The organism is Desulfosediminicola ganghwensis, assembly GCF_005116675.2.
In the GTDB taxonomy this organism is placed as follows: Bacteria; Desulfobacterota; Desulfobulbia; order Desulfobulbales; family Desulfocapsaceae; genus Desulfopila; species Desulfopila ganghwensis.
In genome coordinates this window covers 4,031,937-4,048,902 of sequence record NZ_CP050699.1, presented here as the reverse complement: position 1 = coordinate 4,048,902, position 16,966 = coordinate 4,031,937, and the positions used below count along the sequence as shown (strand labels likewise).

Sequence of the window (16,966 nt, the reverse complement as noted above, 5' to 3'; positions counted from 1 at the left end):
ATTAAAACCTAAACAATATTGTCTTGTTGAGGTCAAAAATCAAGGTTGTAATACTGAGATTGACAAGGGTGTTCGCTATCTTGTTGAAGTAACAAGATTGTAGGGGCCGGCCTTGTAATCACCTCCGGCATCTGTTTGTGCCGGAGGTGATTGCTCTCAGCCTTCTATTGAAAATCTGGCCAGATCTGATTTCCCGGGAATATATTCGCCGATGGGCAATAACCGCTTATTGCTGCCAACACAGTCGATGATGACTTTCCAGAGTGCATCGAGCTGTTCGGTTTCTGTTTCTGACTCAGGAGTGATCTCCACAACTCTATTATCGATTTCAATTTTCATTGTATTCTCCTTGATTTGAGGACATCATAATGTTGAAGTTTCATTGCTGCTCTGGTATTGATACGTGTTCCGAGAAGATCCTCAGTCCCATCAGCGGAAGTTTTCGGAAGGCTATTTCGCCCAGGGCCTGCCGGCCGGGAAAGACGAAGTGAAAAAAATATTACTTAACGCCTGAAAAATCGCCTTGCAGTAATCATAGCAACTGCATGGAGCCGAATAAAGGGGTGGGTTAAGAAAAATATCGTTTTCATTCGTGCTGTTTAGAGCTGAAGTTGGTTGAAGGTGCCTGTCACAGGGCTCTATCGAGCAGATCCTCCGTACTCATTTTATACAAACTTGAGATCAAAAAACAGCGGGCGGACCGTGTGACATGAAATACGAAGTGACAGAGGTGCGAGCGGAATTACAGTTATTAGTATTCTTCTGATGCATCATTGAATGAACGCTTACAAAAGGGTTGTAAAGATGTCTGATTTTAAACCATGTTGTCTTCCTCTGCTCATTGGCAGTCTCCCGCTTGCGGATCATAAAGAGGCTGCAGAGCTTATTTTTCAATATACTCCTGAGATGCCAATCTGGCCTCAGTTGCCGATATACAAGAAGGAGGGCATGGTGCCCCAGTTCCTTCCCGGTTTTCCCGGCGTAGATGAATGTGACGGCAAAATCTTTATTAACGGCGAAAGCGAAAATTTTGATGCTGAGTTCCTGGCCTTTTTTGAAGATTATCTGATGGTCACCGAAGGGGCCATGCCGCTCGGGGATTCAAGATTTGCTCTTACTCCTGATATTGCCAGGGGCTTTTTTGAATTCATTGAACTCGCCGGTAGTAAAAAGGAGGAACTTGTTGGTTTGAAGGGGCAGATTACCGGCCCGATCACTTTCTGTACCGGTACCGTGGACCAGGCGGGCAGGGCGATCTTCTATAATGATCAACTCCGTGACGCGGCTGTGAAAATGCTGGCTCTGAAAGCCCAGTACCAGGCACGCAAGATGGCGGAAATCAAGACTCCTGCTATTGTTTTCTTCGATGAACCTGGTCTGTCTGGTTTTGGTACTTCCGCTTTTATCACCATTACCAAGGAAGACGTTATTGGCTGTCTTTCTGAGGTCTTCGATGCGGTGAAGGCAGAGGGGGGGCTGAACGGGGTACATGTCTGCGGCAATACCGAGTGGTCACTGCTCTTTGAGGCCGGGGTGGATGTGCTGAGTTATGATGCCTATGGCTACTTCGACCGCCTGGTGCTCTATCCTGATCAGCTCAGGGATTTCTTTGCCAGGGGCGGTATGCTCGCTTCCGGAATAGTGCCGACCAATGCCGAGTTTGTGGAGGCAGCCAATACCGAGGAACTGGTGAAACAGTGGTTTGAGCAGGCGGCACAACTTGAAGAGCTTGGTATCTCCAGGCAGACTGTTTACGAGCAAACCTTTATCACCCCAAGTTGCGGAACCGGAACCATCAGCCTGGAGCAGGCGACCAAGGTGCTCAGGCTGACCCGTGAAGTGTCTGAGGCAATCCGGGCGGAGCTTGGTTGATATAATGTGAGGATTAAGGAGCGAGGAGTAGGGCTGTAGCTTCTGCTCCTCACCCAGCTCTTTTATTCCTCGCTCAACCTTTTGAAGTAATTATCAGGCACAGTCTCGAAGCGTCGCATGATCGATTCGAAAAAACGGTCTATAACAGCCACCTCCACTTCGCTGAATCCTTTCATCAATTCCCGGTTGTATTCAGAAATATAGGGTATGGCCTTTATTCCGATTTCTCTACCTTTTTCAGTGAGATGAAGGATTGAGGCGCGTCCATCCTTCGCTGATGGAGCCCGGTAAATCAAGCCCTTTTTCTCCATACGTTCTGCGAGGGTGGTGATGGCGGATTTGTTCTGCAACAGTTCCCGGCTCAAATCTACCGGCTGACAGCCGTCGTTTTCCATCAGGTAGAGGATGGCGGCGATCTGGGTGGTGGTGGCACCGACCAGATCGGTCATTTCCCGGTCTACCCACTTTATTAACACCCGTTGGGAGAGGTTGAGCTTGAAAAAGAGCTGATGTTCCATGGCTGCAACTATCCCCGTTACTTTGTCAGTTCACTCACTTTCATGGTGATTTCAGCGCAGCAAACCTCCACACCTTCAGTGTCAGTAATTGAAACCGGAACATCCTTGTCGCCGGGGATCTCCCAGTCGATACCGGAACCATCAGCAATCGCTCTGAGATCGGTTGAGGCCCTGGCCAGATATTTCACACTCATGCCGACGGGTATCCAGCGGCAGTTCTTGGGGATGGATACTTCGGTCATCAGGCCCGCGGCAACTTCAGCGGCATTACACATGGCTATGGCATGGACGCTGCCGATATGATTGTGGACTTCAGGGGTGTTTGGCATGGTCACTTCGGCATAGCCGGGACGCAATGCCACAAACATCGGGTCAATTGTGCCAAAATAAGGGGCAATCTTGGTGATTTCATGGGAAAACGCCTCATTACCAACAGCTTTGTACAGCTCATACAGCTTGCTCATGCTCCTGTTTCCTCCTTGAGTAAAGGATTACGGTTTAATGATGCCAGCTTATCTGGTAAAGTGCTCTTTGCTCAATGACTATACATTATGTGAGATACATAGTACATATGTGTACTATTGATTTTGGATGCTGGTCAAGTGAAATCAATTTATGCAAATTGAATGTTTGTTGTAACTGCTGTACCTGGATAGGCTCGGGGCGGGAGGATGTGCACAACATGACGAAGATGCACAAATTTCTTCGTCACCTGACACGGTAGGGCATTATGGAGTAACTATTTTATCTAAAAGAGATTTTCTGTCTTGACTACACCCCTGTAAATGGGCTAAGCGTTGGCTGACGCAGTGCAATTACCCGAATTACCGAAAGACCCGGAAGTACGTAAACCGAAAGGGAATCCGAACGAGCGTTCATTTTTTAGCGTCGAGTGCGGCGATATGCTCATCGTCGTGCAGGACCCCGAGGTTCTTATATTTTGCTACGAAGAAATGTAGAACGTAATTATGAACATAGTACGGGAGTGGTTCGTTTCATCATATAGCTGAACTGTAGGTAACCTGTTCAGGCCAATGGTATTTATCAACCCGGAGGACAATATGTTTAAGATTGTAAGACGAGAAGAAATGGCTGAAGGAACGGTGATTCTCAATGAGATTGAGGCTCCGCTCATTGCAAAGAAGGCGAAACCTGGCCAGTTTGTAATCCTGAAAGCCAATGAGGAAGGTGAACGCATTCCTCTCACCATGGCTGATACCGATCCGGAAAAAGGAACCATCACCATAATCTACATGGTCGTTGGCAAATCAACTGCGATTTTCAGAGATCTGAAGGTCGGCGATGGGTACCAGGATGTCATCGGTCCCCTGGGTAAAGCAACCCATATCGAAAAAGTTGGCAAAGTGATCTGCGTTGGCGGTGGTACCGGTGTAGCGGTCCTTCATCCGATCACCCGTGCTCTCAAAGAGATTGGCAACGATGTTACGTGTATTATAGGTGCCAGAAACAAAGGCCTGCTCATCATGGAAGAGCAGATGAAAGATGCCAGTAACGATCTGCGTGTCTGCACCGATGACGGCTCTTACGGTCATCACGGCTTCGTAACAGAGGTTATGAAAGAGGTGCTGGAAGGTGGAGATGTGAAGCTGGTAGTCGCTATTGGCCCTGTGCCGATGATGAAAGCTGTTTCCAATATAACCAAAGACTATGATGTTCCAACCATGGTCAGCTTGAACCCCATTATGGTTGATGGCACCGGCATGTGCGGCGGTTGCCGTGTCACAATTGGCGGTGAGACCAAATTTGCCTGTGTAGACGGCCCAGAATTTGACGGTCACAAAGTCGACTACGATGAGCTTATGCTCCGTCTCCGTGCCTACCAGGAAGAAGAAAAGAAATGCCACGACGAGTACTGCACCATTCGTGACGCGAACTAAAATCTTGGTTTCAGGTGATCTGGTCTCCGGAAAAGCCGGAGCATAAATAGATAAGTGACGATTGAGACGTAATGGTCTGATCGTTTCTATATATGGAGGAAACAATGGCTGAGAAAGCTGCGAAGAATACCAAAAATCCAAGAATTGCCATGCCTGAGCAGGAGCCGAAGGTAAGGGCGCGCAATTTTCTTGAAGTACCCACCGGCTATACTGTGAAAATGGCCCAGGAAGAAGCTGCCCGCTGCCTGCAGTGTAAAAAGCCGGCCTGTGTTCAGGGCTGCCCGGTAGGTGTTGATATCCCAGGTTTCATCGATCTGTTGAGCCAGGGTGATATGACTGGCGCTATTCGTAATCTCTGGAGCAAAAATGCCCTGCCTGCGGTCTGTGGCCGTGTCTGCCCGCAGGAGTCCCAGTGTGAAGGTTTATGTATCGTTGGCCGGAAAGGCGAGCCGGTGGCTATTGGTAACCTTGAGCGTTTTTGCGCCGACTACGAGCGTGAAAACGGTACCGGCGAGTTGCCACCAAAAGCTGAGCCTACCGGCAAGAAAGTTGCCGTGGTTGGTTCCGGTCCTTCCGGTCTTACCGTTGCCGGCGATCTCATTGTCAAAGGTCATGACGTCACCATTTTTGAAGCTTTTCACAAGCCGGGCGGCGTTCTGGTCTACGGAATCCCGGAGTTCCGTCTACCCAAGGCTATCGTGGCTCAGGAGGTCAATTTTCTGGAGCGTCTTGGCGTAAAAGTCGAGTGTAATGCCGTGGTAGGCAAGACTGTTTCTATTCAGGAACTCCTGGATGAAGGTTTCGATGCCGTCTACATTGGCGTTGGCGCTGGTCTGCCACGTTTTATGAATATCCCTGGTGAGAACCTGGTCGGCATCCTCTCTGCCAACGAATACCTGACCCGGGCCAATCTTATGAAGGCCTATGAGTACCCGAAAGTGGATACCCCAATTCCAAAGGGCAAAAACGTCACCGTACTTGGAGCAGGTAATGTGGCCATGGATGCGGCCCGTACCGCAATGCGTCTTGGTGCGGAGAAGGTTCGTGTTGTTTACCGCCGCTCCCGCGAAGAGATGCCTGCCCGTGCCGCGGAGATTCATCATGCGGAAGAAGAGGGTATCGAGCTGTTTCTGCTCACCAACCCCACTAAGTACATTGGTGACGAGAATGGTCGTCTGACCGGTATGGAATGCCTGAAGATGGAACTTGGCGAGCCGGATGCTTCCGGACGTCGCCGCCCTGTAGCCATCGAGGGTTCCGAGTTCCACCTGGAAACCGATCTCTGTATCGTGGCTGTAGGTTCCGGTGCGAACCCGCTGCTCACTGCGGAAACTCCTGATATCAAGCTGAACAGATGGGGCAACATCGATGCGGACGAGGCCAACGGCAAGACTACCATGAGAGGTGTCTGGGCTGGTGGTGATATTGTGACCGGTGCTGCAACCGTTATCCTGGCCATGGGCGCAGGTCGTGCTGCCGCCAACTCCATGCACGATTATCTGACCCTTGGTTGGTAAGCGTTAAAGCTGTAGTTTAAGCCACTGCATATGAAGGCCCGTCGGATTATCCGACGGGCCTTTTTTTGTCGATAATCCTGATATAGTCAGTGACTTTTGCTCCCGTAATGGGGGTATCATTCCATGTAAGTCCATTCGAGCAATCGGTTAACCGTTCTCTTATTTCGTAATGTGTATATGAGAATAAATTTACTCTTCATCTTTTGTCGAACGACCCTATGGTGTCTGGGGCGGAAGAACGCTGTACTATGAATGAGTACAACAAATTCTTATCTGCTTACAATTTGATGAAGGTGAGACTGGAGATGATAACATTCAGTGAAAAGGCTAAAGGGATGCTGGCAAAAGAGCTGCAGGGAAGTGACCGGTTTGTACGTATAACTGTGAAAAGGGGTGGTTGTGCCGGTATGACCTACGACGCAGAGATAGACACAGAAAAGCGGCAGGGGGAATCGGTGGTGCAAAACGAAGACGGTATCGTTGTGGTGTCGGACCAGGAGTCAACCCTATTTCTGGACGGACTCGATATCGACTATTCTGACGATCTGATTTCCGCCGGCTTCCGTTTCACCAACGGTTCAAATAGCTCGTCGTGTGGCTGCGGTGCGAGTTTTGAGTTGGCTGGTTTCCCTACCCTGAATAAAAAAGGAGTGAGCTGTGGTTCATGACCCGATCCCGCTTTTGGGCGGCAAGTCAGTACATTGTATCAACGAACAGCAGATGGCAGAAGCCCACAGGCTAGCGGAGGAAGACCCCGGGTCTTCGGAACGCATACAGGCCCGATTACAGAAGCTGGAATCAGAATTGAGCCGCAATGAACTGGCGGCGCTTGCTTTCGTAATAATTCATCGGCTGAAGAACTCCTCTCCGTTGTAAGCCGAATATCTCATGTGGTTCTGCCGACACGCTAATTATTAAGGTTGACCAGACTCTCCAACTCGGCTTCGAGGTTTGAGAGGGCGTCACTGGCAGCATGTTGCCTAATTTCCTCTTTTATAGAGGTTAGTATAGCGTGGACAACGGTTGTTTTGGGTCTGCTGGACAGGAGTTGGATCTCGAGTGTTTTCAGATCGATCAGTAACTCTTCAAGTTGGGCCAGATCGGTATCGGTGTTGAATGTACACTTTCGTACTTTGTCTATAGCACGGTTCAGCAGCTGGCTGTCGTTGTCGGTGATGATCTTTTCTCCGCTTAATTGCGGAAGATTCTGGGGTGGTGATACTTCGGCAGTAATTCCAATAGCGGCCAGGCCTTCCTGGGTTATGGATATAGCACCGGAAAGATTTTGTAACTCCACATAGCCGTCAATAATGAGGTCTTCGCTCAAGGCTGATGCTTCAGATCGTGTCAGTCCCAAACTCTCACCCAGCTTATACATCGAGACATGTGTCCTGGCTTCCCCACCTGAAGTGCGATGCAATTCCTGCAAAAAGCTGTCCTTCTCCGGTGTGTCAATAGTCATATGGGTTCCTTGTCTATAGCTGATTATTGGAAAACAGTTGGTCTGAATGCATTTACGCCTGCTTTCTGGGCGTCTTTCTTATGGGGTCAAATAAATATTCCAGTCCGTTGACTTTAATTTCATAAACAGTCCGCAACATTACGCCAAGTTTTCCCGGCGGGAATCCTTCACCGGCAAACCAGACCACATATCGCTCGGGCAGATCTATCAATAGCCTGCCGCTATATTTGCCAAATGGCATTTTCGTCTCGGCAAGCTCAAGCAAGGCCTGATAGTTGAAAGGCATGACCTGGCCCGGAGAATTTGTCTTATCGTCAATCATTGTGTCTTGTTCACCTTTACAGCTGCACCTCGGTTGGTCAAGGTTACTCCGGCAAGCAGCAGCAGTCCACCAGAAAGGGCGGCAAGACCGATTGACTCATCGAGGAAAAACCAGGAAAGAATGATGGCGAAAAAGGGAACAAGGTTGATGAACACACTTGCCCTGCTGGCTCCAATAGCCTGAATGGCCCGGTAGTAAAGGGAAAAACCAACAGCTGTGCCAAGTAGGCCCAAGAAGCCAAGGCTCAACCAGTCACTTGAAGAGTAGGAAAACGCCTTCAAAACGGAACCATCCGCAAGTGCATAGGGCAGAAGCAATAAAGTCCCGCAGAGCGAAGAATAGAAGACTGCTGAAAGCGGGGTAAGAGAGCTGAGGACAGTTCTGCCGATTATTGAATAGGCGGCCCAGCTTGCGACACAACCGAGAATAGCCAACTCACCAGTTCCGAATCCCCCCTCAAGCACCATGCCGGGATGCCCATTTGTGATAACCAGAAAAGCTCCGACAAGCGAAATAAGAATCCCGCAAACCTGCTTAAAAGTGAGCAATTCTCCTAAAATAAGGGTGGCACCAAGAACTATGGCGAGCGGATTCAGGGCGATAATCAATGAAGCCCGACCAGCTTCAAGGTATTGCAGGCCGGTAAAAAAGCAGATGTTGTAACTGAAGATGCCGGTTGCCCCCAAAAGCAGCAGTCTGAACCAGAGCTTACGTGGGGGAATAATGATCCGCCCATCAATTAATCTAACCAGAACAGCCAGTGCGATAGTGGCAATGGTAAAGCGAAAAAATGCTGCCGCAGCAGGGCTTACTGAACCGGCGAGGGAGCGCCCGGCAATGAAAGTGCCGCCCCAGAGCAGCATTGTGAAAACCAGTGAAACGTAGGTAAGGTACCGCATTGAAAATCCTTATGAATGTGTGGGGAGAGAGAGGCTATTGTGCTGCGGAATCAGGGTTGTGTCAATGAGTTTATTTCAGCAGTGAGGAGTTAGGTGTGAGCAACTGTGTTCAAAGTCAAACCTAATCGTACAGATGAAATCTGCAACTGACTCAGAGGTAAGGGTTTTAAATTTCATCATCTTTGTTCAGCATAAGTAGGCGACCAAGTGGTTTGATTTCTCACCATGACATTTAGGATGGTTAAGAGTTTCCGCATGCATGCCGTCAGAGCAACCTTAGGCTTTTTTCCACGAGCAATTAATTGCTCGTGGAAAGTCCTGATGACAGGGTTGCAGCGTGCGGCTGTCAAAGCCCCCATGTACAAGACAGATCTTATCTGGGCTCTCCCTCCCCATATTCTTCGGGAACCGCGAAAAAAGCCGCTATCTCGATTGAGTGGAGCTACTCCGGCCAGTGCTGCCACCTCTTTTCTGTTGAGTTGGCCCAACTCAGGCAAGCCTGCTAGGAGTGCAAGCGACAATACTGGTCCTACACCTGGCACGCTTTGTAATATTTTATCGTTTACTCGCCAGACATCTGATTGCTGGATGAGCTTTTGGAGATCCCCATCAACGTTTTGCAAACGTTTTTCCAGCCATTTGATATGTGCTTCAAGATCTTTGCGAACATGTTTTGTAGAGCATCTAAGGCGATTTTTTTCCATAGTTAACATGTCCACAATTTGCCTGCGGCGCACTAGAACAGCATCCAATTCTCGAGCTTGCTCGTCTTTGATCGGTCGAGGTTCTGGTCGAATAGCTTCACCAAATCGAGCGATTATTTCAGAATCGATAGAATCTGTTTTTGCCAACTTGCCAGTAGCTTTAGCAAAGTCCCTCACCTGTCTGGGGTTTACTACGACAATGGGTAGGAATTTCTTGGCAAGTTCACTTACGAGGGGAATCTCAAGGCCGCCCGTTGATTCAAGAACAATCAATGTAGGCTGTAATTCCTCAAAGCGTTTTACCAGAGCGGAAATTTCCGTTGGAGCATTGGCTGTACTCCATTTTTCCTTGGTTGGCCGAACGGCGATGTCCAGCTTAGTTTTTGATACATCAATTCCAATAAATATCTGTTGATCCATGTTAGATTTCCGTTTCCCAGCCTTGTGAAATGCGGGCTCTTAGTAAGGCCCCGGCAACTGTTCGGGTTAAGCAGAAAGGACCATAACGACCAGCGCTCACACACGGGCTCGTAGTTTAATTGTCCCAAGGAGTGGTCGATCTGTTACGGTCATGTAGCGAAATATGTTACTTAGTAAACTATGTAGGAGTATGGGCGCAACATACAAGGAGCGAGGAGGGATATCCTCTGATTATATCGAATAGCGTTATTGGAATATTGATGAGAGTTTGTAAGGTTTCCATCAATTACATGATATTCTTGATTATTTAACTTTATATCCCTTATATAGGTAATATATGTATTGACAATTGCAACTATTTGGCCCAGTCTTGCTACGGTAATACTTTGTTATGTTGGGGTATGTTCCTTTCAAAGTCGTGGAGGAGCATTGCAGTGTTCATTCATAATATGTGCAATTTGCGTATTTTTGCAGTTACGGTGCCTCTACTTAAAAAAAGGAGAAATATCTATCTCAATCATAATTGGTCATCTGAAGTTGAGTTCACGTATCTGAAGCATGTTAAGGGAATATACGATCTCTCAACGCGGACTCGCTGAAATCCTCTGGTCAACTTCACGCTTTGCTCAAAGACATTATGAAACCGCCAAAGAAAAATAAAGATTGGGCCAAGGAAGTAATGGACTCGTTAAACATGGCAGTTGAGATGGTAGTGACTCGAGATCCTGATCTTTCAAGGGATAGCTTAGAGAATGTTTACCAATATGGACCTTGGCTTTGCCTGAAAAACAGAGGGGTAACTGATGCCGTCCTTGGTGAGGAAGTCACAGCATATGCTATAGAGGAAAGGATTAAAGACTTTGAAATTGAACCTGATGATACCTTAAACTACTCTGTCAATTTCCTTTTGGCCTATCTTGATTCACATGTTTTTTTACAAATCATTTCTGAAAAGAAGATGGATGAGATTATGGCTTACATAATCGACAATTATGAAATTGATATTTAGCTCAGCTTCACTGTCTTGCCATTGACTCTGATGGTCTGATCTGTTTTCGTTTACAGTCTAACGTTACAGGTAACTTTCTATGAAGTTCACTGAATAGTTGGAATGTTTTGTAATTACTACTGAACTATATAGTTCACGCTTTCCAGATTGATTTGACATACCACGCACAATCCATATTTTTCATTTACGTCCCAGACGTCTTTACTTGTGAGGAGCGTCAAGGGTGCTTGAACTTGTATGCAGTGAGCAGTGATCTGGATCAGACCAAACATCTCATTGGGTCCTCCGTATAGACGTTCGGATAACAAGAATTCCAAACGGGGAGGATCGCACAATGAAAACAAACAATTATTCCTTGTTTATCGGCATATTAGCCGCAGCATTTATTCTTCTAGGGCCCTTACAGTCATCAGGTGCTGAGGCTGAAAATTGGCATTTTAACGGCACAGTTATTGAGGCGTGCAGTTGCCCGATGTTCTGCCAATGTTATTTCAACACCGAGCCAGCGTTGCATCAAACCGAAGATGGTGCAAAACACTTCTGCAAATTTAATATGGCTTATAAGGTCAACAAGGGCCACTATGGTGAGACTGATCTTGCCGGCGTAAAATTCTGGGTTGCTGGTGATCTTGGTGAGACCTGGAAAGACGGTGAGACCGATTGGGCAATACTCACTTTTCAGATAGGAACTACAGATGACCAGAAAGAGGCGATAAAAGTCATTCTGGGGAACGTTTTCCCTGTGAAATGGCAATCATTCGAGGTGATGGCTGATACTACCATAGAATGGGTGGCATCGGAGCAGCGTGCAGAGGCAAAGCTCGCTGGCGGTGAGAATGCTCACATCATCCTGAATAGTTGGCAGGGAATGGAAGATCATTCAGCCATGTTGAATAATATTGCGTATTTTGGGGCGCCAAGAAATAGTGGTTTCAAAATGATGCCCAATGAAATTGAAACCTGGAAAGTCGGTGACAAGGCTTTCGAATTCAAAGGGACTACAGGTTTTATGATCACCATAGACATGACCTCTGAAGACCTGAGCATTTAGTCGAGAAAATGCAACGTAACATCTGAAAAAACGGGAAATTCTTTTTATAAAGAACTTCCCGTTTTTTATCGTTCCTCCCCCCTCCCTTCTTCAGTTAAATCCGGGAATTTTCCAAGTCATGCACAGGAAATAGAAATTTTCACTGCAGGTTTCTATGCAGCGAATACCAGTGCTTGATTCATGGTGTTCAGCTGAAATATCAACCAGAATTGTGGTAGTTTACGGTATCGTTTTAACTTGCACTCTGTTACATTGGGTCATCCGGACTAGTGAGAATCCTCTGAGATCATCAAGAAAATTATGCCTGCTCTAGATATTCGATTTAAAATGATTGTGGTGCTGGCCAGTTATATAATCGGCATTCTGGTTATGTTTTTTGTCGCGCAGAATGATCTGCTTACGGCAAAGGAGAAACTGGAAACCCTCGAGCTGGCATATAAACTTGACACAATGGTGCTTGAAGTACGGCGGTATGAAAAAAATTTCCTCCTGTACCGAACGGAGGGTGCTCTTGAGAATAATCGGAAGCAGATAGAACTTGCCCTTGAAACGATGGCAGAAATTGATGTGCTTGCGATGAAATTCAAGGTTCGCCCTCTGCTTGCCGAGCTTCGAAATACCCTGCTCGCATATAAAGAACAGATGGAAATCCTTGCTAATCTTCCGCGGGGTACAGATGGGAACGCACCGAACATTTTATCGGATGGCGTTCGTATTGAAGGGCAGAAAATGAACGAACTCTCAGAGGAGCTGGTTGCGTTTGAGCATAAGCAGATCAGGATCATTCTGGAAGAGCTGATTTTTCGTTTGGTGGTGTGGTCATTCATAGCGATTATGGTGGGGATAATCGTTCCCCTGATCATGTTTCTTAAAGTATTCAAACCGTTGAATATTATCAAGAAGGCTACGGAGGATATCGCCCACGGCAGATTCAGTCCCATTGAAGTTGTGGATACCCGGGATGAAATGGAGCAGATGATAGATGCCTTCAATACCATGGTCTCCGAGTTGCAACGTCGACAGGATCAGCTGGTTCAATCTCAAAAGCTTTCATCCATCGGTACCTTGAGTGCGGGCATAGCCCACCAGCTCAACAACCCGCTGAACAACATATCAACATCATGCCAGATCGCTATCAGTGACTTTGAGACGGGTGAACGCGATTTCATCCTGAAGATGCTGAACAATATCAACAAGGAAACAGCTCGTGCCAGGGATGTGGTTCAGGGGCTTTTGGAATTCTCCAGGGAAAAGGAGTTTGCGCTGAGATATGCCAACCTGAAGGAAGTTGTCAATCGTGCTGCCAACCTGGTTCACAGTCAAGTACCTTCGTCTATTGAGGTGGTAGTGGATATTCCTTCATCCTTGAATATGCCCATGGACTTCCAGGGGATGCAGGAGGTTTTTCTGAACCTGATCATCAACGCTTCCCATGCGATAAATGGTGCAGGCCGGATTACCATATCCGCTCGGGAGTCTACTGATTCGGATACAGTCCTCATTTCGGTTCACGATACCGGTTGCGGCATTCCTGCAGATATCCAGGGGCGCCTGTTTGATCCTTTTTTCTCCACCAAAGAGGAGGGGCAGGGAACGGGCTTGGGGCTGTCAATAACATATGGAATTATCCAGAAGCATGAGGGGAACATTTCGGTTGATAGCGAACCTGGTAAAGGCACCACTTTTCTTATTTCCCTGCCACTAAGATCCGACGGTGAAAGGGAGAGCAAGGGCACAGGATGATACCCAGAATACTGGTCGTTGATGACGAAGAAATAGCTCGCGAAAATGTTGTCTATATGCTGGAAAAGGACAGCAAATACGAAATATTTTCGGCTGCTGACGGAGGGGAAGCGATCAAGCTCGTGCAAAGTCAGGAGTTCGATCTCGTCCTAACCGATTTACGCATGAAAGGTCATGACGGGATAGCTGTACTCTCAGCGGTGAAAAAATGTTGGCCCGACTGTGAGGTCATTATAATTACCGGTTATGCAACCATAAGTACGGCAGTCGAAGCCATGCAAAAGGGCGCCTACCATTATCTTGCCAAACCGGTGAACATGGATGAACTTTTCGCCCTTGTTCAAAAAGCGCTCGAGAAAAGGGCGCTCAAGGCGGAAATTTCGAAACTTCGTAAACAGGTTGCTTCTCATGCCGGGACGGTCAAGATAATCGGTCACAGTCCTACGACACAGTTGCTCAAGGAGAGCATCGAGCAGGTTGCTCAGCTTGACTGTAATGTGTTGATTCAAGGGGAAACCGGGACCGGCAAGGAATTGGTTGCCAGGGTCATACACGAATTGAGTGCCAGGGCTGATAAGAAATTTGTGGCTTTCAATTGTGGTGCCTTTACCGAGGAGCTGATAACCAGTGAGCTGTTCGGCTACGAAAAAGGGGCTTTTACAGGGGCCGGGCAGGTTAAAAGAGGGCTTCTGGAAATGGCCGATGGAGGCACGGTCTTTTTTGATGAGGTGGGTGAATTATCGCTTGCCATGCAGGTCAAGCTGCTGAGATTTCTTCAGGAACGCACATTTATGCGGGTCGGAGGCACTAAGGAAATTTCAGTGGATGTGCGGATTTTGGCAGCCACTAACAAGGACCTGAAAAAAGAGTCGGAGGAGGGCACTTTCAGGGTCGACCTCTTCTATCGACTGGATGTGCTGACTATCCAGGTGCCGCCGCTGGCGAAACGTAAAGAAGATATCCCTCTTCTGGTGAACCATTTTCTGGCAAAGCATTCGCCGAATTCCGCTGAGATTCCCAAAGTGTCTTCCCGGGTGATTGAAACGCTCCTTGCTTACGAATATCCAGGGAATATCCGTGAACTGGAGAATATTTCCCAGCGGTTGCTGCTGCATAGTGACGGCGATCTCATCAACGGTTCAGCTTTTGACCGTGATCTTCCCACGACGGGCAGCAGCCAGCTGCGGGACACTGGAAATAGCTGGCCCTCCCTTGAGGAACACGAAAAAAATTATATTCTGGAAGTTCTCGACGAGGTCGAAGGGAATAAATCGAAAGCTGCCAAAATCCTCAAGATCGATCGGGTGTCACTTTGGCGTAAGATCAAACGTTACGGGCTGGACAACCCTGACTGAGCATCAGCGGTATTCTCCACTGGTGTTCTCTCTTCTTTGTTGTCTTGTTTAACTTGATTGTGTTCCGGGTGAAACAGGACATGAGAGATGATTTCATCGATATCGTCGATCAGTTCCACCTGCACCCCTTCGGTAACATCAACAGACAAGGCATCATACTCTTCCTTGTTGGCTTTTGGCAGGAAAACCCTTGTAATTCCTGATCGCTGAGCGGCGAGGAGTTTTTCCCTGATACCGCTCACCGGAAGAACTCGTCCACTCAGGGTCATCTCTCCGGTCATTGCAATATCCCTGCGCGCAGGTCTACGGGTCAGCAGCGATAGCAGAGCGGCGAAAATTGTGACACCCGCAGATGGTCCGTCTTTAGAAATCGAACCTGCAGGGAAATGAATGTGGATGTCTATTTCCTTGAAAAAGTGGTCATTGGCTATACCGAATTCAGCAGATCTGCTCCTGATAAGGCTGAGCGCCGTTTTAGCCGATTCCTGCAGTACTTCGCCGAGGGAGCCGGTCAGCATCAGGTTGCCACTGCCCTGCATAGCGGCTGTTTCGACGCTGATGATCTCTCCGCCGGTTGCCGACCATACAAGGCCTGTAGTAATTCCGACTTTTGGCAGCCATTGACTGGCCTCGTCCCGTAAAAATTTCCTGGGGCCAAGCAGAGTGGTAACAGCCTCGCAATCGATAACCTTGTTCAACTGCTCTTCTTGGGTGCTGAGTTTGGTTAGGGCCAGTTTCCTGCAAATGGTGGATATCTCCCTTTCAAGGTTACGCAGCCCTGACTCCTTGGTGTATTCGACAATGACTTTGTTGATTGCATCGGGCTCGAAAGTGATCGGTTCCCTGCCGAGTCCTGCTGCTTTCAGTTGTCTCGGGATAATGAACCGGCTGGCTATCTCGGCTTTTTCCTTTTCCGTATAGCCGGAAAATTCGACAATCTCCATGCGGTCCAGTAACGGCCCGGGAAGCTGTGAGATATCGTTGGCAGTGGCTATGAACATGATTCTGGAAAGGTTGAACGGGATATCCAGGTAATGGTCCATGAAACGGACGTTTTGCTCGGGATCGAGTACTTCCAACATGACGGAGGCGGGGTCTCCTCTGAAATCCTGGCCAATCTTGTCAATTTCATCCAGCATGAAAACCGGGTTGTTGACACCGGTTCTCTTGAGCTCGGTAATAATGCGCCCTGGCATGGCGCCAACATAGGTTCTCCGGTGGCCACGGAGTTCCGCTTCATCGCGCAGGCCGGCCATGGAGGTCCTGACGAACTGCAACTGTAATGCCTCTGCGATGGCGCGACCTACTGAGGTCTTGCCAGTTCCCGGTGGGCCGGAAAAACAGAGAATCGGTCCTTTGCCGATCTCACTGGTGTGCTTCTGGCTGAGTACCTCCGCAACTGTCTTTTTGAGCTCATTCAGGTTGATCGGTTTGCCGAGATAATGGGCGGCACCGCTTTTCAGGGCCTTAACAGCAGAATCTACTGTTGCGAAGCCGGTAACCATGATCACCGGTATTTCAGGGTAGGATCGGTTAACTTCCGCCAGCAGTTCGAGACCGTCCATCTTATCCATCTTCAGATCGCTGACAATGAGATCGACATTTTCCTCGCTGAGAAATTTCAATGCCTCGATACCATTGGATGCACAGAGGCAGGTATAACCTTCCTTGCTCAATACATGATTCATGTTGATCCTGGCAATTTCTTCATCATCAACGAGCAGAATAGTCTGGCTGATGGATTCCCTCAGGGTCTTGGCGGCAAGGAATTCGAGAATTCTCTGTTTGACCTGGTCGAGGCCGCAATGTCGATTGTCAAGAACTTTGCGGGCTCGACTGAGTTCGAGATTACCTATGGTCGAGGAATTCCAGGGGAGGGCGAGTGCAAGTTCTATGTAATTCAGGCCTACGGAATATTCAGCGATGCCCGGATCTGATTTTTCGAGTTTTTCCAGTTCCCTGCTGACCGCATCCCGGGCTGCCTGCGGCAAATCGGCCTCTGAGACCCGTTTACGTAATAAGGTAAGTGGAGATTCCTCGACGGATTGCACTGTTTGCGGTTGGTCTTCTGATTTGTTCTTCTTTTTAAAGAACATGATCTCTGCGAACTCCTTGTTGTTGCAGGTTTTGTGCGTCGGGACTGAATCCGTAGATCGAAGTCCCCGGGGCGACTGACAGCTCGTACTGCAGTATACC

Annotated in this window: 18 protein-coding genes; 10 read left to right on the top strand and 8 right to left on the bottom strand. The window is 48.1% G+C overall.

The window, feature by feature from the left end; translation table 11 throughout:
• Positions 1 to 156: 156 nt before the first annotated feature.
• Positions 157 to 339, bottom strand: coding sequence for a hypothetical protein (locus tag FCL45_RS17315; protein WP_136799057.1), 183 nt, complete (start codon positions 337 to 339; stop codon positions 157 to 159).
• A gap of 465 nt (positions 340 to 804) precedes the next feature.
• Between FCL45_RS17315 and FCL45_RS17310 the strand changes: the two genes are divergently transcribed.
• Positions 805 to 1,872: a uroporphyrinogen decarboxylase/cobalamine-independent methonine synthase family protein gene (locus FCL45_RS17310; protein WP_136799058.1), complete on the top strand. Its 1,068-nt coding sequence runs from the start codon at positions 805 to 807 to the stop codon at positions 1,870 to 1,872.
• A gap of 62 nt (positions 1,873 to 1,934) precedes the next feature.
• On the opposite strand, the gene FCL45_RS17305 is transcribed toward FCL45_RS17310, so the two are convergent.
• Positions 1,935 to 2,390, bottom strand: a complete 456-nt coding sequence (locus FCL45_RS17305) for a MarR family winged helix-turn-helix transcriptional regulator (protein WP_136799059.1) — start codon at positions 2,388 to 2,390, stop codon at positions 1,935 to 1,937.
• Positions 2,391 to 2,407: 17 nt separating this feature from the next.
• Positions 2,408 to 2,854, bottom strand: a complete 447-nt coding sequence (locus tag FCL45_RS17300) for a hotdog fold domain-containing protein (protein ID WP_136799060.1) — start codon at positions 2,852 to 2,854, stop codon at positions 2,408 to 2,410.
• A 333-nt stretch (positions 2,855 to 3,187) separates the two neighbouring features.
• Between FCL45_RS17300 and FCL45_RS17295 the strand changes: the two genes are divergently transcribed.
• The 5 genes from FCL45_RS17295 (at position 3,188) to FCL45_RS17275 (ending at position 6,681) form a co-directional block, all read left to right on the top strand.
• A complete protein-coding gene (locus tag FCL45_RS17295) occupies positions 3,188 to 3,349 on the top strand; it encodes a hypothetical protein (RefSeq protein ID WP_153305563.1) in 162 nt (53 codons plus the stop codon).
• 102 nt (positions 3,350 to 3,451) lie between these two features.
• Entirely contained in the window at positions 3,452 to 4,288 is an 837-nt protein-coding gene (locus tag FCL45_RS17290) for a sulfide/dihydroorotate dehydrogenase-like FAD/NAD-binding protein (protein ID WP_136799061.1), read from the top strand.
• A gap of 104 nt (positions 4,289 to 4,392) precedes the next feature.
• Positions 4,393 to 5,805, top strand: a complete 1,413-nt coding sequence (gene gltA / locus FCL45_RS17285) for an NADPH-dependent glutamate synthase (protein WP_136799062.1) — start codon at positions 4,393 to 4,395, stop codon at positions 5,803 to 5,805.
• A gap of 305 nt (positions 5,806 to 6,110) precedes the next feature.
• Positions 6,111 to 6,473: a HesB/IscA family protein gene (locus FCL45_RS17280; RefSeq protein WP_167495864.1), complete on the top strand. Its 363-nt coding sequence runs from the start codon at positions 6,111 to 6,113 to the stop codon at positions 6,471 to 6,473.
• Positions 6,463 to 6,681, top strand: coding sequence for a hypothetical protein (locus FCL45_RS17275; protein WP_136799064.1), 219 nt, complete (start codon positions 6,463 to 6,465; stop codon positions 6,679 to 6,681). Before FCL45_RS17280 ends, FCL45_RS17275 begins: the two co-directional genes overlap by 11 nt.
• A 31-nt stretch (positions 6,682 to 6,712) precedes the next feature.
• Here the strand turns inward: FCL45_RS17275 and FCL45_RS17270 are convergent, their stop codons facing one another.
• The 4 genes from FCL45_RS17270 to FCL45_RS17255 all read right to left on the bottom strand — a co-directional run bounded on the left by FCL45_RS17270 (position 6,713) and on the right by FCL45_RS17255 (position 9,612).
• Positions 6,713 to 7,267: a hypothetical protein gene (locus tag FCL45_RS17270; RefSeq protein WP_136799065.1), complete on the bottom strand. Its 555-nt coding sequence runs from the start codon at positions 7,265 to 7,267 to the stop codon at positions 6,713 to 6,715.
• A 52-nt stretch (positions 7,268 to 7,319) separates the two neighbouring features.
• Positions 7,320 to 7,589 (bottom strand): DUF3820 family protein, encoded by a 270-nt coding sequence (locus FCL45_RS17265; RefSeq protein WP_228721355.1) that lies wholly within the window; start codon positions 7,587 to 7,589, stop codon positions 7,320 to 7,322.
• Positions 7,586 to 8,488, bottom strand: coding sequence for a DMT family transporter (locus FCL45_RS17260; protein WP_136799066.1), 903 nt, complete (start codon positions 8,486 to 8,488; stop codon positions 7,586 to 7,588). The genes FCL45_RS17265 and FCL45_RS17260 overlap by 4 nt, the downstream gene beginning before the upstream one ends.
• A gap of 176 nt (positions 8,489 to 8,664) precedes the next feature.
• Positions 8,665 to 9,612 (bottom strand): IS110 family RNA-guided transposase, encoded by a 948-nt coding sequence (locus FCL45_RS17255; RefSeq protein WP_136800054.1) that lies wholly within the window; start codon positions 9,610 to 9,612, stop codon positions 8,665 to 8,667.
• 637 nt (positions 9,613 to 10,249) lie between these two features.
• Here FCL45_RS17255 and FCL45_RS17250 point away from each other — a divergent pair.
• The 4 genes from FCL45_RS17250 (at position 10,250) to FCL45_RS17235 (ending at position 14,770) form a co-directional block, all read left to right on the top strand.
• On the top strand, positions 10,250 to 10,621 hold the full coding sequence (locus FCL45_RS17250) for a hypothetical protein (protein ID WP_136799827.1): 372 nt from the start codon (positions 10,250 to 10,252) through the stop codon (positions 10,619 to 10,621).
• Between the two features lie 334 nt (positions 10,622 to 10,955).
• Positions 10,956 to 11,672 (top strand): DUF1326 domain-containing protein, encoded by a 717-nt coding sequence (locus tag FCL45_RS17245; RefSeq protein ID WP_136799828.1) that lies wholly within the window; start codon positions 10,956 to 10,958, stop codon positions 11,670 to 11,672.
• Positions 11,673 to 11,972: 300 nt separating this feature from the next.
• The gene (locus FCL45_RS17240) at positions 11,973 to 13,415 is read left to right on the top strand and encodes a sensor histidine kinase (protein ID WP_136799829.1); all 1,443 of its coding nucleotides are present in this window, start codon (positions 11,973 to 11,975) and stop codon (positions 13,413 to 13,415) included.
• Positions 13,412 to 14,770 (top strand): sigma-54-dependent transcriptional regulator, encoded by a 1,359-nt coding sequence (locus FCL45_RS17235; protein WP_136799830.1) that lies wholly within the window; start codon positions 13,412 to 13,414, stop codon positions 14,768 to 14,770. The genes FCL45_RS17240 and FCL45_RS17235 overlap by 4 nt, the downstream gene beginning before the upstream one ends.
• Here the strand turns inward: FCL45_RS17235 and FCL45_RS17230 are convergent.
• Complete coding sequence (locus FCL45_RS17230) at positions 14,746 to 16,866, bottom strand: S16 family serine protease (protein ID WP_136799831.1); 2,121 nt, start codon at positions 16,864 to 16,866, stop codon at positions 14,746 to 14,748. The genes FCL45_RS17235 and FCL45_RS17230 overlap by 25 nt on opposite strands.
• Positions 16,867 to 16,966 lie beyond the last annotated feature (100 nt).

Bases quoted from the DNA above. Each gene is read 5' to 3' on its own strand.
- FCL45_RS17315 (WP_136799057.1), bottom strand. From the start codon at position 339: ATGAAAATTGAAATCGATAATAGAGTTGTGGAGATCACTCCTGAGTCA.
- FCL45_RS17310 (WP_136799058.1), top strand. From the start codon at position 805: ATGTCTGATTTTAAACCATGTTGTCTTCCTCTGCTCATTGGCAGTCTC.
- FCL45_RS17305 (WP_136799059.1), bottom strand. From the start codon at position 2,390: ATGGAACATCAGCTCTTTTTCAAGCTCAACCTCTCCCAACGGGTGTTA.
- FCL45_RS17300 (WP_136799060.1), bottom strand. From the start codon at position 2,854: ATGAGCAAGCTGTATGAGCTGTACAAAGCTGTTGGTAATGAGGCGTTT.
- FCL45_RS17290 (WP_136799061.1), top strand. From the start codon at position 3,452: ATGTTTAAGATTGTAAGACGAGAAGAAATGGCTGAAGGAACGGTGATT.
- gltA (WP_136799062.1), top strand. From the start codon at position 4,393: ATGGCTGAGAAAGCTGCGAAGAATACCAAAAATCCAAGAATTGCCATG.
- FCL45_RS17280 (WP_167495864.1), top strand. From the start codon at position 6,111: ATGATAACATTCAGTGAAAAGGCTAAAGGGATGCTGGCAAAAGAGCTG.
- FCL45_RS17270 (WP_136799065.1), bottom strand. From the start codon at position 7,267: ATGACTATTGACACACCGGAGAAGGACAGCTTTTTGCAGGAATTGCAT.
- FCL45_RS17265 (WP_228721355.1), bottom strand. From the start codon at position 7,589: ATGATTGACGATAAGACAAATTCTCCGGGCCAGGTCATGCCTTTCAAC.
- FCL45_RS17260 (WP_136799066.1), bottom strand. From the start codon at position 8,488: ATGCGGTACCTTACCTACGTTTCACTGGTTTTCACAATGCTGCTCTGG.
- FCL45_RS17255 (WP_136800054.1), bottom strand. From the start codon at position 9,612: ATGGATCAACAGATATTTATTGGAATTGATGTATCAAAAACTAAGCTG.
- FCL45_RS17250 (WP_136799827.1), top strand. From the start codon at position 10,250: ATGAAACCGCCAAAGAAAAATAAAGATTGGGCCAAGGAAGTAATGGAC.
- FCL45_RS17245 (WP_136799828.1), top strand. From the start codon at position 10,956: ATGAAAACAAACAATTATTCCTTGTTTATCGGCATATTAGCCGCAGCA.
- FCL45_RS17240 (WP_136799829.1), top strand. From the start codon at position 11,973: ATGCCTGCTCTAGATATTCGATTTAAAATGATTGTGGTGCTGGCCAGT.
- FCL45_RS17235 (WP_136799830.1), top strand. From the start codon at position 13,412: ATGATACCCAGAATACTGGTCGTTGATGACGAAGAAATAGCTCGCGAA.
- FCL45_RS17230 (WP_136799831.1), bottom strand. From the start codon at position 16,866: ATGTTCTTTAAAAAGAAGAACAAATCAGAAGACCAACCGCAAACAGTG.